The sequence below is a fragment of the Paenibacillus rhizovicinus genome, assembly GCF_010365285.1.
Classification (GTDB): Bacteria; Bacillota; Bacilli; order Paenibacillales; family Paenibacillaceae; genus Paenibacillus_Z; species Paenibacillus_Z rhizovicinus.
Genome location: NZ_CP048286.1, coordinates 6,386,932 through 6,403,745, shown reverse-complemented (window position 1 = coordinate 6,403,745; position 16,814 = coordinate 6,386,932). Strand labels below are relative to the sequence as shown.

Annotated in this window: 14 protein-coding genes and 1 other annotated feature (1 of these 15 running past the window's edge); of the genes, 4 read left to right on the top strand and 10 right to left on the bottom strand. The window is 54.2% G+C overall.

What is annotated here, in order from left to right; genetic code table 11:
- Positions 1 to 285: a binding site (T-box leader), on the bottom strand; it reaches 2 nt to the left of the window's first position.
- A 240-nt stretch (positions 286 to 525) separates the two neighbouring features.
- Positions 526 to 3,669, top strand: coding sequence for a transglycosylase domain-containing protein (locus GZH47_RS28610; RefSeq protein WP_162644355.1), 3,144 nt, complete (start codon positions 526 to 528; stop codon positions 3,667 to 3,669).
- 95 nt (positions 3,670 to 3,764) lie between these two features.
- Here GZH47_RS28610 and acsA read toward each other — a convergent pair whose 3' ends face one another.
- Positions 3,765 to 5,489, bottom strand: coding sequence for an acetate--CoA ligase (gene acsA, locus GZH47_RS28605; RefSeq protein ID WP_162644354.1), 1,725 nt, complete (start codon positions 5,487 to 5,489; stop codon positions 3,765 to 3,767).
- Between the two features lie 265 nt (positions 5,490 to 5,754).
- On the opposite strand from acsA, the gene GZH47_RS28600 reads away from it, so the two are divergent.
- Together GZH47_RS28600 and GZH47_RS28595 are read left to right on the top strand one after the other, a co-directional pair.
- On the top strand, positions 5,755 to 6,387 hold the full coding sequence (locus GZH47_RS28600) for a GNAT family N-acetyltransferase (protein WP_162644353.1): 633 nt from the start codon (positions 5,755 to 5,757) through the stop codon (positions 6,385 to 6,387).
- Between the two features lie 51 nt (positions 6,388 to 6,438).
- Positions 6,439 to 7,617: an acetoin utilization protein AcuC gene (locus GZH47_RS28595; RefSeq protein WP_162645493.1), complete on the top strand. Its 1,179-nt coding sequence runs from the start codon at positions 6,439 to 6,441 to the stop codon at positions 7,615 to 7,617.
- A gap of 180 nt (positions 7,618 to 7,797) precedes the next feature.
- Here GZH47_RS28595 and GZH47_RS28590 read toward each other — a convergent pair whose 3' ends face one another.
- From GZH47_RS28590 to GZH47_RS28570, 5 genes are all read right to left on the bottom strand, one after another.
- Entirely contained in the window at positions 7,798 to 8,502 is a 705-nt protein-coding gene (locus GZH47_RS28590) for a 5'-methylthioadenosine/adenosylhomocysteine nucleosidase (RefSeq protein ID WP_162644352.1), read from the bottom strand.
- Positions 8,502 to 9,506, bottom strand: coding sequence for a catabolite control protein A (gene ccpA / locus GZH47_RS28585; RefSeq protein WP_162644351.1), 1,005 nt, complete (start codon positions 9,504 to 9,506; stop codon positions 8,502 to 8,504). The genes GZH47_RS28590 and ccpA overlap by 1 nt, the downstream gene beginning before the upstream one ends.
- A 72-nt stretch (positions 9,507 to 9,578) precedes the next feature.
- Entirely contained in the window at positions 9,579 to 9,935 is a 357-nt protein-coding gene (gene ytxJ / locus GZH47_RS28580) for a bacillithiol system redox-active protein YtxJ (protein WP_162644350.1), read from the bottom strand.
- Positions 9,936 to 9,951: 16 nt separating this feature from the next.
- Entirely contained in the window at positions 9,952 to 10,368 is a 417-nt protein-coding gene (locus GZH47_RS28575) for a hypothetical protein (protein ID WP_162644349.1), read from the bottom strand.
- A gap of 150 nt (positions 10,369 to 10,518) precedes the next feature.
- Complete coding sequence (locus GZH47_RS28570; RefSeq protein WP_162644348.1) at positions 10,519 to 10,932, bottom strand: VanZ family protein; 414 nt, start codon at positions 10,930 to 10,932, stop codon at positions 10,519 to 10,521.
- Between the two features lie 65 nt (positions 10,933 to 10,997).
- Here GZH47_RS28570 and GZH47_RS28565 point away from each other — a divergent pair, with 65 nt between their 5' ends.
- Positions 10,998 to 11,522 carry a type 1 glutamine amidotransferase domain-containing protein gene (locus tag GZH47_RS28565; RefSeq protein WP_162644347.1) on the top strand — a complete coding sequence of 175 codons (525 nt, stop codon included), beginning with the start codon at positions 10,998 to 11,000 and terminating at the stop codon, positions 11,520 to 11,522.
- 129 nt (positions 11,523 to 11,651) lie between these two features.
- Here GZH47_RS28565 and ptsP read toward each other — a convergent pair whose 3' ends face one another.
- The 4 genes from ptsP to GZH47_RS28545 form a co-directional block, all read right to left on the bottom strand.
- Positions 11,652 to 13,412 carry a phosphoenolpyruvate--protein phosphotransferase gene (ptsP, locus tag GZH47_RS28560; RefSeq protein WP_162644346.1) on the bottom strand — a complete coding sequence of 587 codons (1,761 nt, stop codon included), beginning with the start codon at positions 13,410 to 13,412 and terminating at the stop codon, positions 11,652 to 11,654.
- Complete coding sequence (locus tag GZH47_RS28555; protein ID WP_162644345.1) at positions 13,409 to 15,292, bottom strand: glucose PTS transporter subunit IIA; 1,884 nt, start codon at positions 15,290 to 15,292, stop codon at positions 13,409 to 13,411. The genes ptsP and GZH47_RS28555 overlap by 4 nt, the downstream gene beginning before the upstream one ends.
- Positions 15,293 to 15,445: 153 nt before the next feature.
- Positions 15,446 to 16,216, bottom strand: a complete 771-nt coding sequence (locus GZH47_RS28550) for a hypothetical protein (RefSeq protein WP_162644344.1) — start codon at positions 16,214 to 16,216, stop codon at positions 15,446 to 15,448.
- A gap of 111 nt (positions 16,217 to 16,327) precedes the next feature.
- The gene (locus GZH47_RS28545) at positions 16,328 to 16,762 is read right to left on the bottom strand and encodes a CoA-binding protein (RefSeq protein WP_162644343.1); all 435 of its coding nucleotides are present in this window, start codon (positions 16,760 to 16,762) and stop codon (positions 16,328 to 16,330) included.
- Positions 16,763 to 16,814 lie beyond the last annotated feature (52 nt).

Sequence of the window (16,814 nt, the reverse complement as noted above, 5' to 3'; positions counted from 1 at the left end):
AAGGGACGAGAAGGATTTGCTCGCGGTACCACCCTCGTTAGAGCCGCCGGCTTCCGTGCAGCGAACTGCCGGGAAGGCCGAACATGCGGCTCTCACTTCATTATCGTAACGGATATTATCCGGATGCAGACTACTGGAGAAACGATTCCAAGGGACTGGAAAACGTTCGTTCGTCCGATCGGCTCGAGGCGGTAATTCGACATGCGGCACGTACCGGTTTGCACCATCCACCGGCTCTCTGGAATCGCGGCCCGCATCTCTACTGATGCCTGTCAACGCGTATCAATATGCAATTGTAATTAAATCCATGATTCCGGAAGAAACACGCAGCGCCGGCGGTAAGTCGGCCGATCCCGTTTCTTTCTTGTGTCCCGTTATACCACAGACGTGCAAACAAAGTCAACGGAAGCCCGTAACAAGCGGTGAAATGGTCGAAGCATAGACAAATTCGTCGGCCAAAGACTCCTACTCGATTGGCGATTTATGCTATAATAATGACGTTAATCGGAGGAGGCTAATCATTCTATGGATCAAGACCGTCAACCGCACACAAAAGGATACAGCAAATGGCGGACTTTTGGAATCGTGACGTTCGTAACATTTAAATGGCTCTTTATCTTCGGTATTTTAATCGGATTGTTCGGTGCAGCCGCAGTAGCCGGCTATGTGGCCTCATTCGTAAAAGACGAACCCGTTCGCTCTAGAGAGGAAATCGAAGCGAAGATCGATGAGAACTCCATTACGGGCTTCGTGTATTTCAATGATGGACAAACTCCCGTGGGTCAATTGCGCACAGAAGAGGATCGGCGCCTGATCAAGCGGGAAGACATTCCCCCACAGGTCATCAACGCTGTTCTGGCGACGGAAGATAATAACTTCTACAAGCACATCGGCGTCGACTTCAACGGACTTGGCCGGGCGGTCAAGCAGAAGCTGCTGAACGAGGATACGCAAACCGGCGGCAGCACGCTGACCCAGCAGCTGGTACGTCAGGTTTTCCTGACGCTCGATAAAACAGACAGCCGTAAAGCGAAAGAAATCTTCCTCTCGCTGCGGATTGAACGTTTCATGACCAAGGACGAAATTCTGACCGCTTATTTGAATAAGGTCCAATTCGGCACGGGTAACAGCGGCTACAATCTGTATGGCATTAAGGCGGCTGCCAAAGGCATATTCAACATTACCGACCTGAACCAGCTCAATATCGCGCAATCCGCGTACTTGGCCGGTTTGCCGCAGCGTCCGTCCGCTTATACGGCTTTCACGAGCAAGGGCAAGTTTAATCCATCCGGATTCAAACTCGCCATGGACAGACAGCATATCGTATTGAAACGAATGCTGGAAACAGGCCGGATCAGTCAAGAGCAATACGACGAGGCGTTGGCCTTCGACGTCGAGAGTTCGCTGGCCAAGCCGACGGAGAAAGCATACTCGACATTCCCGTTCCTGATGCTGGAATCCGAACGCCAAGCGGCGGAGCTGCTGCTCTTGCACGAGAATCCGAACTTGACACCGGAAGACGTCAAGAAGAAGGAAAATGCACCGCTGCTTGAAGAAGCCCGGCAGCATCTGCTCCGCGGCGGTTATCACATCTTCACCACGATCGATAAGAAAGTGTACAACTCCATGCATAAAGTCGGGTCGGATCCGAACAATTTCGGAGGCGACAGCAAGGAGAAAGGCTTGGAGCAGACAGGCGCGATCATGCTGGATCACAAAACCGGCGCCATTCTCGGCATGCTGGAAGGCCGCGACTTCTATACGGAGCAGTTAAACCACGCGACGCAGATGACGCGTCAGCCGGGCTCCACAATGAAACCCATTGCGGCTTATTTACCTGCCATCGACAAAGGACTTATTCAGCCGGCAAGCGTCATCGACGATTCGCCGATCGTCATGAAGGACGGTCAGAAGGGCTATCACATTCCGATGAACGTCACGAACAAATTTTACGGCCTCGTGACGGCTAGGGATGCGCTGAACCGCTCGCTGAATATTCCGGCACTTAAAGTGTTCAACAATATCGTAACGATTCCGGAAGCCTGGAAATTCGCGAGAAAACTCGGCATCACGACGATTCAGCCGGAAGACGATTATGCGCAAACGGGCGTTATCGGCGGTCTGAGCATCGGGGTATCCGTCGAAGAGCTGACGAACGCATACGGCGCGATTGCCGATAACGGCGTCTTCAACGACGCTTACATGATCAGTCGCATTACCGATGCGGACGGCAAGGTCGTCTATCAGCACGAAGACAAGCCGCTTCGCGTCTTCTCGGAGCAGACGGCTTTCCTGATGACGGACATGCTCCGGACGGTCATTTCGGAACCGAACGGTTCCGGCCATAAGATTACGACGTATTTCAAAAATTACGGCAAAATCCCGGTTGTCGGTAAAACCGGCTCTACCCAAAGCTACGGAGACGTTTGGTTCATGGGCTTCTCGCCGGACGTTACGCTCGGCGTATGGGTCGGCTACGAGAAGCAGAAATACACGCTGTCGAAGCCGGAGCGCGAGCGGGCGAGAATCATCTGGTCGGATATTATGAACGAAGTGACGACGGAACGTCCGGAGCTCTTCCCGACCAAGACTTTCACGATGCCGTCGGGAATCGTCAAATCTACGGTTTCCAGCCTAAGCGGCAAGCTGCCGACGGATTTAACGCGCAGCTCGGGCAAATTGGTAACGGATTGGTTCAACGCGAAGTTTCTGCCGAAGGAATCGGACGACGCGCTTGTCAAAATGTCGGTCATTTCTTATAACGGCGTCAACTACATTCCGCAGCCGTCCACGCCGTCCGATATGGTCAAGGAGATGCTGGTCGTCAAACGCGAGCAACCGCTTGACCAGCTGATGCAAGAAATCGAAGCGGCGCAAGCGAAGCTGCCGGCCTCCAGCCGCAAACCGATGAGCGTCTACGTACCGGCCGACGCTGGCAAGGATGCGCCGTCCATCGTCGATCCGCGCGTCGACGACGGCAGAGCGCCTAGCCCGCCGTCGAGCACGTCGCTCGAGAAGTTGTCTACGACAAATGCTTACCGGATTACATTCAAACCGTCTCCGGATAAGGATGTCGTCGGTTATCGACTCTATCGCGCCGTCAATGACGGCCCGTTCGGCAATACAGGCAGCCCTGTTCTTACCGGTCAAGATTCCAAATTCGTCAGCTACATCGGCAATGCTGCCACTTATTCTTATTACGTGACCGCTGTCGACGTGGCGGGCCATGAATCTGCCCCGAGCGCAATCGTCTCATCCGGCGTCTTCCCTTCTACGCCGACAGGGCCAGAAATGAACTCGGACGGGGGCGCCTCAGGCATCACGGGGCTCCCGCTCGATAACGATGCGCAGACCGGTAGCGGTACAGCAGCCAATAACGGTACAGCGGCTCAATCCGGACTCTCCGCGCCAGCGGCTCCGATGAGCGTATCCGTTGCAAGCACGGATATCGGCATTAAGCTGACTTGGGCCGATAACGCCTCAGCTGAACAGGTAACCAGCTACAATGTGTACTACAGCACAACCAGCAACGGTAGATTCGATAAGATCGGCTCTACCAACGAAGCGAGATTCGAATATGTATCCCCGCTGACGAGCGGCTACTTCCAAGTAACGGCCGTGAATGAAACGGGCGAATCCCCGACTTCCAGCACCGTAGGCTTGAAATAAAACAAAAAACTTCCGCCGCATCGAATCGATGCAGCGGAAGTTTTTTTGTTGCCGCGAAGCGGCGCTAGCTCAGTTCCATTCGCCATTCATAACTGTTAGTCTTCAATGGTGGACAGATCGCCCGTCGGCAGATTCAGTTCCCATGCCTTCAATACGCGGCGCATGATCTTGCCGCTGCGCGTCTTCGGCAGCTTATCCTTAAATTCGATCTCTCGCGGCGCAGCATGCGCAGAGAGACCTTCTTTGACAAACTTCGTAATGTCGGCCTTCAATTCGTCCGAAGCCGTAAAACCTTCTCGAAGCGCCACAAACGCTTTAATGATTTCGCCGCGCATCGGATCTGGTTTCCCAATGACACCTGCTTCGGCAACGGCGGGATGCTCGACAAGCTTGCTTTCGACTTCGAACGGTCCGACGCGCTCCCCTGCCGTATTGATGACATCGTCGATCCGGCCTTGGAACCAGAAGTAGCCATCTTCATCGCGATAAGCGGAATCTCCGGAAATGTACCAGCCCGGGATACGGAAATATTCTTCGTATTTGGCAGGATTGTTCCAAACCTTGCGCATCATGGACGGCCAAGGCGTGCGAATAGCCAGGTTGCCCATGCGGTACGGAGGAAGCTCGTTGCCGCTGTCGTCGATAATGGCAGCCTGAACGCCTGGAATCGGCTTGCCCATGGAGCCCGGTTTAATATCCATGCTCGGATAGTTGCAAATCAACTGTCCGCCCGTCTCCGTCATCCACCAGGTATCGTGAATGCGCTGATGGTAGACTTTCATCCCCCAACGAACGACTTCCGGGTTTAGTGGCTCGCCGACGCTAAGCACGTGACGAAGGCTGGACAGGTTGAATTGGCTGACTACGTCATCCCCGGCACCCATCAGCATGCGGAACGCCGTAGGTGCGCTATACCAGACCGTAACGCCGTAGCGCTCGATCGTTTTGTACCAATCCTGCGGGCTGAAACGACCTCCGCGAATAACGTTCGTCGCGCCGTTCAGCCAAGGGGCGAAAATGCCGTACGAGGTTCCGGTCACCCAGCCCGGATCGGCCGTACACCAATAAATATCGTCAGGCTGCAAATCGAGCACGATACGGCCCGTGAAATAATGCTGGATCATGGCATTCTGCACGTGGAAAACGCCTTTCGGCTTGCCCGTGGAGCCCGATGTATAGTGAATCAGCAGGCCGTCTTCGCGGTCCAGCCATTCAATATCGGCCGAATCGGACGCTGCCGACATTTCTGCTTTGTAATCAACGATGCCGCCCCCTGCCTGCACGTCATCGCCCATGACGATGATATGCTTCAAGCCCGGCAATTCCTCGCGCGGAATACGCGACAATAGCGCTGGCGTCGTGACGATCGCGGTTGCGCTGCTGTCCTGCAGCCGGTCTCTGACCGCCGTTTCCATGAACGCTTCGAACAGCGGACCAACCACGGCGCCGATCTTCAGCGCGCCGAGCAGGCTGAAATACAATTCCGGCGTACGCGGCATGAAGATGAAAACGCGTTCACCTTTGTTAATGCCAAGACCGCGAAGCACGTTAGCAAACCGGTTAGACTGTTTCGCCATTTCCTCGAACGTATACGACTCGTCCCTCGCGTTGTCGCTATAGTAGAGAGCAACTTTGCCGCCGCGTCCTTCAGCGACATGACGGTCGATTGCTTCATAGGCCATGTTTACGTTGCCCGTTTCATGCCAAGAGAATTGCTTGTCGAGCTGGTCAAAACTAAATTGCGCATAGGTTTCATCATAGCTTGCCATGTTGGAGCCGGATGCCGTTGCCGGAATCCGTTCCTGATGCGTGTTACTCATGAATCATCATCCTCCTGCCCATAGTAAAACCGCTTATTCTCTCTTTCCGTTGTGCCCGAATACGCTTTCATATTATATCATGTCTATCGCTATACAGGCCATGCTTTTCATTTTAACTTTTTTTTGATATAAGTAGGGTAGCATAAGATGAAACCGCTATCGCCGTCCTTACGACTGCGCTTTGCGTTTCATTCCGGTGAAATATAAGTTTGGCTATAAGTCGAAACCTTATAGTGTCTTATATTTGAGAAAGGAGCCGACTTCTTTGGAACACCGCAAACTGCCGAACACCGAAATCGTTCCTTTTCAAGGCCGGGAAATCGTCATTGAAGGTCCGCTTCCTGTCGATCGGCTGGCGAATATGAGGCTGCATGACCAATTGGATGCTTTTCGTCGTCCGCCCGAGCAATACAAAGCGCTACTGGAAATCGCCGATCTTCCCGAAGGACGCATAATCGCGGCCAGGGACGGCGACATGATCGTCGGCTATGTGACCTTCCATTATCCAGATGAGCTCGAAACCTGGTCGGAAGGCAATATGGCGGATTTGATCGAGCTAGGCGCAGTCGAAGTGGCTGACGACTATCGCGGTCTCGGATTAGCCAAACGGTTGATTCTGCTCTCTTTCGAGCGGGAGCAATTGGAGAACGTCATCGTGTACACGACGGAATATTACTGGCACTGGGATCTCGAAGGAACTGGGCTGAGCGTCTGGGATTACCGTGCCATGATGGAGAACCTCATGAAAGAAGCCGGCATGGTTTGGTTTGCGACGGACGATCCCGAAATTTGCGCCCATCCCGCGAACTGTCTCATGGTTCGTATTGGCCGTGAAGTGCCATTAAGCTCCATTCAGCAATTCGACCGCGTCCGCTTCAGGCAGCGGTTCATGTACTAACCAGCACCGGCGTGCAGGTAAAGCATTTGCAGGAAGGGGCAGTTGAACAGCATGACGGCCAATGCCGTATATATCTATTCTCCCGAAGCAGAACGCTATAAATTCAATCTAGAGCATCCTTTCAACCCGATCCGGCTGTCGCTTGCCAAGCATTTGCTGGAATCCGCGGGAGCGCTTGACCCTGCTTATATGATGCAAGCTTCGATGGCGGACGATGAGTTATTGCAGCTCGTTCATCGGCCGGACTACATAGAAACCGTTCGCAGTCTCAGTGTGCCGACCCCCGATCGCGATGCCGTCGCAAAAGCGGACAAGTATGGACTGAGTACCGAAGACACCCCCTATTTTCCCGGCATGCACGAGGCTGCGGCCGGTATCGCAGGCGGCTCTGTCTTGGCCGCGGACGTCGTCATGAACGGACAAGCCCGGCATGCCTATCATATGGCAGGCGGACTGCATCATGCTTTTCCGGACCGCGGATCAGGCTTCTGCGTCTATAATGACGCCGCGATCGCCATCGCTCATATACGGCAGCAATATGGCGCTCGCGTGCTTTATATCGATACGGACGTTCATCACGGCGACGGCGTCCAATGGACGTTCTATGCCGATCCCGAAGTATGCACCTATTCCATTCACGAGACAGGCAAGTATTTGTTTCCTGGAACGGGCTTCGTGACCGAGCGCGGCATGGATGCCGGTTTCGGCACGTCGATCAATGTCCCGCTTGAGCCGTACACCGAGGATGACTCCTGGCTGGAAAGCTTCCGTTCGACCGTCGAGCGCGCAGCCGCTTTCTTTAAACCCGATGTGATCGTCAGCCAGCATGGCTGCGATGCGCATGCCTTCGATCCGCTCTCGCACATCCATTGCAGCATGCGTATTTATCAGTCCATGCCGGCGATCATTCATGAACTCGCCCACAAGCATACGGATGGCAAATGGATAGCGCTCGGCGGCGGCGGGTATGACATTTGGCGCGTCGTACCGCGTGCCTGGGCGTTCGTATGGCTTGCCATGACGGATCATCCCCTGATTGCCCGGTTAAGCGACAGCGACGCGAATGAGCCGCTTCCCGAGCAATGGCAGAAGCATTGGCAGCCGATGGCCGAGGAAGCCCTGCCAAACAGCTGGCTGGATGAGCTTGCATCCTGGCAGCCCATGCCGCGCCGGCAAGAAATCGCAGCCCGTAATGCGGAAATCATCTCCATCGTCCTCCAACAGCTCTGACCGATCGGCCGGAGTTGACGGTAAGTTATCGCTGAGCAGATGATTCAATGACATACGAAGACAATAGGACAAAACAAAGAGGCAGCCTCTCGCCTTCCGTAAAGGAAGAGCGAGAAAGCTGCCACTTGTCATTCATCTGCGACCGCCTTCAACATACTGCTCGGCGAGCAAGCTCGCTGCTTACAGTCGTTGAAGCATGCCTTCGATGATCGCATGCGAATTAATGGATGCCTGAACGGTGAACTCGGCGAAATTCACATGCGCCGATCCGTCTGCTTTGTCCGACATGGAGCGGATGACGACAAACGGTACACCGTTCATCGCGCAAACCTGAGCGAGCGAAGCGCCTTCCATTTCGGTGCAAGCTCCGTCAAGCTCCTCGTACAACTCCCGAACAACATCGCGGGAAGCGATGAATTGATCGCCGGAGAGCACTTTGCCTTTCATCGTGCGTCCTGGAAACAGATGCTCGCTTACGCTGCCCGCAAGCTCGACGAGATCGGAAGCGGCTCGGAAATCCCATGTCTCTTGAAACGGGATCTGCCCTCTTGCGAATCCGAGCGGTCTCACATCCATATCATGCTGCAGGCACGAGGTCGAAATGACGATATCGCCGATGTTCAAGCTCGGTGATACAGCGCCTGCGACTCCCGTAAACAGCACGCAATCCACGCCTGCATCGATCAGCAGCTGCGTGCAAACCGCTGCATTCACTTTGCCGACGCCGGATTTGCAGAACACGACTTGACGGCCGTGAAGGCTGCCTTCCGTGTATTCAATCCCTGCTTTCACGAACGAGCTTGTCTTCTCGACATGCTTGTGAAGCAGCTCGATTTCTTCAACCATGGCACCGATGATGCCGATCTTGCTATAAGCTGCTGTCATTAGATACTCCCAACCGATTGACGCGTAACGATTTCGTACGGCAGTACGACTCTCGGATTCTCAACCGTTTCTTTCTTCATCAGCTTCGTCAGAAGCCGCATCGATACCGCTCCGATATCGTACATCGGCTGCGCTACCGCGGTCAATTGAGGTCTTACCATGGATGCCATGCGGCTGTTATCCACGCTGATGACCGAAATATCGCCCGGTACTTTCAAGCCCGCGTCCTGGATGCAGTGAATCGCGCCAATTGCCATTTCGTCCGTCGCAGAAAATACTGCGGTCGGACGGGACGGCAGCTCCAAGAAGTATTTCATCGCATCGGCTCCGGATTCATAACGATAGTTGCCGATCCGAACCATGTTCTCGTCGTACGGAATTCCCGCCGTTTCCAGCGCGCGCTTATAGCCTTGGAAACGCGCGTAACCGTTCGCCGGATCCTGCAAAGTGCCGCCGATCATGGCGATCGAACGATGGCCGTTCTTGATCAGCGTTTGCACGGCATCGAACGCCGCTGCTTCATGATCGATGTCAACGGAAGGGATCGAGCCGTTCTCGTCGGTCGTCGCGCAGAGCACGATCGGCACGTTGGCTGTCTTGAATGCCTGCAGATGGTCTTCCGTTACCGCGCCGCCCATGAACAGGAGGCCGTCGACTTGCTTCTCCAGAAGCGTATTAATAACGCGAATCTCTTTATCTTTCTTCTTATCCGCGTTACACAAAATAATATTATAGTGATACATATTTGCGATATCTTCGATTCCGCGCGCTACTTCTGCGAAGATCGCATTGGAAATGTCGGGAATGACTACGCCGACGGTTGTTGTTTTCTTGCTTGCTAAACCACGCGCTACCGCATTCGGACGATAGCCAAGACGTTCAATGGCTTCGAATACTTTCTTGCGTGTTTGAGGTTTAACGTTTGGATTGTTATTGACGACCCGCGACACAGTTGCCATGGACACGCCTGCTTCTCTTGCTACATCATAAATGGTTACCGTCACAGTCCTTCTCTCCATTAGTTCAAATTTTTCTCTCGCCCCATAACACTTTATCGTTAATCATACGACAAAATATTACTTTTCGCAATGCGTGCCGAGATGCTCGTCTAATGTTGAGTAGGTAATCCGCCAGTGCGAAGCGTGCCAAGACACCTTGCCGCCATCCACCATAATCAGTTGGGGCGATTCATGCTTCAGTTGCAATTGCTCCGCAATCGCATAGGCTGCGATTCGATTTTCCGGGACGAGCACCATGACAGGCTTCAAGGATAACGCTTTCGCGTCCTCCAGCCAATTCGATAATTCATCGTAAGCGCCGCTGCTGATTGAACATTGCGTACTGTGTTTGAACACCAGCACCGGCTGGCTGAAGGATTCGCTGAAAGCGTCTTCCCAATCGGCGATGGTCGCAAGCGGAATCGGCATTTCCATTCCGTCACACCCTTTGTTAACCGTATTGAAGCATGCTTCTGCTCAATTGCGTCAGCCGCTTATGTATATCAGCCACCCACTCATCGTCCCCGGCTGTCCGCGCGACCGACAAGAGGTCAAGAAGCATGTCGATCCGTTCTTCAGTCATCCGTCTCACGATTGCGGGATCGGAATGTTTATGGTCATGATAAGCTTCTACTAACAGCTTTGCCCATTCATTCCATTCGTTAAACAAAAAGGTTTGTTTTACGGGCTGGGCACCTAGTTTACCAATCAGTCCAGTCAAGTCCGGCTTTACTTCGGGAAACACCTCGCTGCGGTTGCAGGAAGGGCAAGAGTAAATCGGAACATTATCGATTTCAACCTTGTTGGAATAAATGACGGTACGCAGCTTCATTGGCATGGTATCGCCGCAAGAACAGCGCTTTTGCAAAATGGTCCACTCCTTCTCCTCAAAGAAGCACAGCCTGGGAAACGCATCTGGTACAGCGGTTTTCTCAGGCGTAGCTCGACGTTAAAGGTATTCGACTTTTTGCAGTAAAGTCCTTCTTCCGCACAGGTTGTAATTTTTGCATCTAACGGATTAAACAGCCAGCTTTCTCCACAGTTTGAACACCTGCGGAATCGTCAGCAGCAGCATGGCCAGGCCAGCGCCGATACCGTCATGAAGGAGGTCCGAGAGGTCAGGCGTGCGCCCTGCGACAAACGATTGATGGTATTCATCCGTCAGTCCGTATACGACGCATAACAGGATGATGAACGCTTTCACGGACGGTCGTCCGGCGTGCCGTCCGAAGCCGTAAGCATAGGACAAGCCTAACGCGAAGTAAGCGATGAAATGTCCCCAATCGAAGTTCGACATGGACGGAAACAGCTCTTGAAACCAAGGCAGCACGGAATTCAGCTCATTGCTCGTTCGCGAGGACAGCCAGAAGATCGCCAGCATCATCAGGACGGCCGGAAGAAGGGCAAAACGCCGTATCATGGTTTGCTTCATGGAATCACCTTCGTTTAAAATGGGTACTAGTGTTTGAATACAGTTAGTCAGAAGGAGGAATAGCTATGTCGCTGCAAGGTAAAACGATCATTTGTCTGCTTGACGATGAATTCGAGGATCTCGAATTATGGTATCCGGTTTACAGAGTCCGCGAAGAAGGAGCGACCGTACTGTTCGCCGGGCCGGAGAAAGGCCGCACGCACATCGGCAAATACGGCGTGCCCGCAACGGCCGATATCGCCTACGATGAGATGGACAGCGCCGCGATCGACGGCTTGCTCGTTCCCGGAGGTTGGGCGCCGGACAAGATCCGCCGCTATCCGAAGGTGCTTCGGCTCGTGCAGGAAATGGACGCGGCAGCCAAGCCGATCGGCCAAATCTGCCACGCCGGCTGGGTGCTCGTTTCCGCCAAAATACTGAACGGCCGCAAAGTGACCTCCACGCCGGGCATTCGCGATGACATGGAGAACGCCGGCGCCGAATGGTTCGATGAACCGGTCGTCGTTGACGGAAACCTCATCTCGGCACGACGTCCGCCGGATTTGCCGCCCTATGCCAAAGCGTTCGTCGACGCGCTTCGCGGCGGCTAACAGCAACGAACGACGAATCACCTACCGATAATTAGGGCGGCAAACCTCAGGTTTGCCGCCCTTCTTCGTCTATTGATCACCGTGCAGCTTATGGGCGGCGACGATCATTTCTTGTAATCCCATTCTCCGTCAGGAGCTTCTGTACACATCCGGATAAGCTTCCGCCTTCTGTTCTTCCGATGGTTTCAGCTCAAGGAGAGCATGGATTTCCGCGCTTGTGCTGCAGGTTAAGAGACGGTCGAACAACTTGCGGGCTTCTTGCTGCCGCAGCGCCAACAGCCGTTCTTTCACGGGCAGGATGGAATGCGCCGACATGCTGAGCTCGTCAACGTCCAGCGCCAGCCAGATGGGCAGTGCCTTCAGATCCCCGGCCATTTCGCCGCACACGCCAACATGAACCCCTTTGCGTTTCGCCGCTTCGACGGTCAGCTTGATCATCCGCAGCACCGAAGGATGGAACGGTTCGTACAAATGGGAAATTTGTTCGTTCATCCGATCGACCGCCAGCGTGAATTGAATCAAATCATTGGTGCCGATACTAAAGAAATCGACTTCCTCGGCCAGCATATCGGCAATGACAACGGCGGCCGGCAGCTCAATCATAATGCCGACTTCAATTTCTTCCGAGAAAGGAACGCCTTCGGCGCGAAGCTCGTCTTTGCATGCCTGAAGCAGCTTGTTCGCAGCCCGCACCTCGTCGACGGAGGAGATCAGCGGATACATGATCTTCACGTTGCCGCAATGGCTGGCACGCAAAATCGCCCGCAGCTGCGTCTTGAACAAATCCGTCTTGTCGAGACAGATTCGAATCGCGCGGTAACCGAGGAACGGATTGTCTTCTTCCGGCAGTTCGAAATAATCCAGCTGCTTGTCGCCGCCGATATCCAACGTCCGAATGATAAGCGGTTTGGGGTGCAGCTTCTCCGCAACGCTCCGATACACCTCGACCTGCTCTTCCTCGCGCGGCAGACGGCTGCGGTCCATGTACAGAAACTCCGTACGGAACAAGCCGACGCCATTCGCACCGCTGTTCAGGGCGACATTCAGCTCCTTCAGCGAGCTGATATTCGCGCTTAACTCCATCTCCTTGCCGTCTTGGGTGACCGGCTTGAAGCTGATGATTCCCTTCAGCTGCTGCTTCTTCTCCGACTGCATGATCTGCTTGCCCGTATACAGATCGATAAGCGGCTGTTCCGGATGAAGATGCACGATGCCGAGTCCGCCGTCGATGATAAGCATATCGCCGGTCTGGATCGTCTCCTCCAGCTTCGATTCGATGCCGACGACGAGCGGAACGCCGAGCGCCCTTGCCATGATGGAAGAATGCGAGATCGTACTGCCGGCCAGCGTCGCGATTCCGAGCACATGGCTGGGGTTCAAATGCGCGAGCTGCGACGGCGACAGTTCCTTGGCGATCAGAATGAACGGCTGCGTATCGGAGGGCAGCGTAATTTCCGGAGCACCGAGCAGATGTTTGAGCAGCCGATTCCCGACATCCTTGATATCGAGGGCGCGCTCCTTCATATATTCGTCATCCAGAAGGTCGAACATGGTAACGAAATGATCGATCGCTTCCTTGACCGCCACTTCAGCCGCTTTGTATTGACGCTGGATAATCCCCTGAATTTCATTCATGAAGACAGGATCGTCCAGAATAGCGAGATGGGCGTCGAAAATATAGCTTTCCTCCGGGCCCACCGCTTCGCGCAGCTCATCCTTCATTTGTTCGATCTCGACCTTCGATGTCCGGATCCCTTCGTATAGCCGGTCGAATTCGCGTGCCAAATCGCCTACGTCGATTTTCTGCTCCGGCAGATCCCATTCCCAATTCGGAAGCACGAACGCTTTGCCAATCGCGATGCCAGATGATGCTCCAATACCTTGAATCACGCTGTTTCCCCTCCACCGCTTCTCTCTTTTAGAACGACAGACATGACGGAAGCCTGCCCGCGCTTCACGCTCTTGAACGGAGCGAAGCTCCATGAGCTGACGCGGTCCGAATTCGTGATGACCATCGGCGTCGCGAGCGACTTGCTTCCTTTACGGATTTTCTGCATATCGAAGGTGATAAGCAGCTGGCCGGGCTTCACCTGATCGCCTTCCTTCACGACCGCGGAGAAACCATGTCCTTTCAACTGCGACGTATCGATGCCGATGTGCAGCAGCACTTCGAGCCCGTCGGGCGTTCGAATGCCGATCGCGTGCATCGACGGATAGACGTGTATGACCTTGCCTAGCACCGGAGACACAAGCTCGCCCTTATCCGGCATGAACGCGACGCCATCGCCGACGAGCTTGCCCGCGAATATCGGATCGGGTACTTCGCTGAGCGGCATCATCCGGCCCTGAACCGGGGAACAGAAGAGCACCCTGGAAATGTCCCTGCGAATCGCTTTGTTCATTTCCTCCCGGATCAGCTCGGAGTACGTGCCGAACACGATTTGGACGTTGCCCCCGCCGAGTCGAATCACGCCTGCCGCGCCGAGATGCTTGAGCGCGTTGTTATCGATCAGCTTGTCGCTGCCTACCTTGAGCCGCAGCCGGGTGATGCACGCCTCCATCTGGATGATGTTCTCCTTGCCGCCGATCGCTTGCAGAATAAGCGGCGCGCGATATGGGATATCGCCCGCCCATTCATCGAGCTGCGAACCTTCCTCGCGGCCCGGCGTCGGAATGCGGAACCTGCGAATCGCCCAGCGGAACATGAAGTAATAAATCAGACCGAATAATAGACCGATCGGAATGATCAGCCAGCCTCGGGTAGCCAAATGCTCATTGATCAGAAAATCGATGGCACCTGCCGAGAACGAAAAACCCGTTCGTATGCCGAGCTCGTACGTCAGCCACATCATCAGTCCGGAAAGCAGCGCATGAACGACGAACAAGTACGGCGCTACAAATAAAAACGCAAATTCAATCGGTTCCGTCACGCCCGTTAAAAAAGAAGCCAGTGCGGCGGTCATGAACGTCTTGCGGATCATCGGCTTCAAGTCCTCGCGCGCTTCGTGAATAATGGCGAAAGCGATCGCGGGAAGCGCGAACATCATCGTCGGATACAGGCCGGCCATAAACCCGCCAGCCGTCGGATCGCCGGCGAAGAACCGCGGCAAATCGCCGAACACCATATGTCCGTCGGGCGCTTGGAAGCCGCCGACCTGAAACCAGAATACATGGCTGACCAAGTGGTGCAGACCGAATACGACCAGAATCCGCAGCACGAATCCGAATAGAAACACGCCGAACCCGCCGCCCGAGTTCACGACGTCGCCAAGCTCCATCAATGCGTTATGTATGCCCGGCGCGATCTGCACCATGATGATGGCCCATAAGGTCGAGAATACGCTGACGATGAGCGGAACAAACCGCGGTCCGCCGAAAAATTGAATGTATTCGGGAAGCTTGATCGACTTGAATTTCTCGTTCAATATACTCGTCACAATCCCGATAATGACGCCCGTGAACACGGTCGGTTCCAGTTCGTAATGACTGGCATTAATAATGCTGGTATAAATAAACATCCCCGCGATCGCCGCTAGGCCCGCCGTTCCGGAGTTGCTGGTCATTCCCATCGCCACGCCGAACGCGAACAAGTAAGGCAGGAATGTGAAGAGCGTCTGTCCCGCCGTCAGCAAATGCGTATGTATGCTCGGCATGCCGAGTGAATCCCATGGCAGCGCGCTGAGACTAAGGAATACCGCAGCCGCGGGCAAGACGATGGTCGGAAGCATCAACGAGCGCCCAAGCTGCTGCAAATGACCCATAATGTTCATAAGCTTCCCCCTCTCTATATAAAACGCTTGCAGCCGTTGTGACCTATTTTGCCTGATTTGATCGTAAGGGTTTCCCCTTCTATTGTCAAAAAGAAAACGGCGGGCCGCAAGGTCCGCCGTCTTCGAATCGTCTCTGTATGGACAAGTCTTGTTCTAGTAGCGTTGTTGGCTGCTGTTCATCATGCCGCTGCTTGTTTGGCCTTGGCCGCTTGTCGAATATCCCGTCTGAGAAATGACCGTGCCTTGGTTGGCATATCCGTTGCTTTGCAGTACAGGATTGTTGCCCAATTGACTCGTGTAGTTGGTCGCGCCGTGAGCACTGCCGCTCATGCCGTAGCCGCCTTGGTTCTGCGCATTCTGTGCTTGATAGCCGCCGAAGTGCGAAATAACCGGTTGCGACTGCTGCTGGCCGTAAGACATGGAAGATTGGTGAGGCTGCGATTGTTGCAGGTGCTGCGATTGCTGCGATTGTTGCGCCTGATAGCCCCCAAAGTGCGAAATGACCGGTTGGGAATTCGCATTGTACGAGCTGCTGCCCATGTTCGATTGATTCATGTAGCTAGCCGACGATTGGTACGGCTGCGATTGCTGCGAGTTCTGCGCTTGATAGCCGCCGTAGTGCGAAATGACGGGCTGCGAGGACTGATTCGCGGAGCTTCCGCCAAAGTGGGATAATACAGGCTGCGCGTTGCTATTGCTGTGCGACGAGTAAGAATTCCCAGAGGAGCTTTGGCCATATCCTTGGTTGTTCGAATAACCCAATTGAGAAATGACCGGTCCGGTATTGGACTGCGCGGCAATACTGCCGGCTTGCTTAGAAATGCCTTGATAATGGGATTGCACGTAGCCTGAAGGCTGATAACGGTTCTGTTGGCCCATTCCGTTCGCATTTCCATTAAAGCCTTGCTGTCCAAATTGATTCATCGTTGTGTTGTCCTCCTAGAATTCATGGATTGGCCACGGGGCTTCCGCTTCAAAGCTTTAGCCCTCGAAAGCCTCCTTTATTGTTGGAGAGACGACGCGTTTTTATGTTTGTTAGGATCTGGATTTGCCTTGCGGCATCAGGATGGCATCCTCGACCTTAATGCAGCGGTCCATGATAACCTGCAATCCGGCCTGTTCCGCGATCGCCGCCGCCTCCTCGCTTTCGACGCCGAGTTGAAGCCAAAGCGTCTTGGCCCCGATCTCGGCTGCTTCCTGCGCAATGGGAGGCGTGTGCTCGCTGCGGCGAAACACGTTGACAATGTCGACGGGAAACGGAATATCCCGCAGCGACGGGTAGCTCGTTTCCCCGAGAATCGCCTGTGCATTCGGATTGACGGGAACGATCCGGTAGCCTTTAGCCTGCATCGCCTCTGACACCATATGGGAGGTACGCTCCGGATTGTCGGACAAGCCGACGACAGCTATCGTGTTCGATGCCTCTAAAATCCGCTTGATTTCATCCCGCGAAGGGTTTGAGAACGCCATCCGATATCCATCCTTCCTCTTAGAAAAGTCATAACGGCCAAACGCATATTAG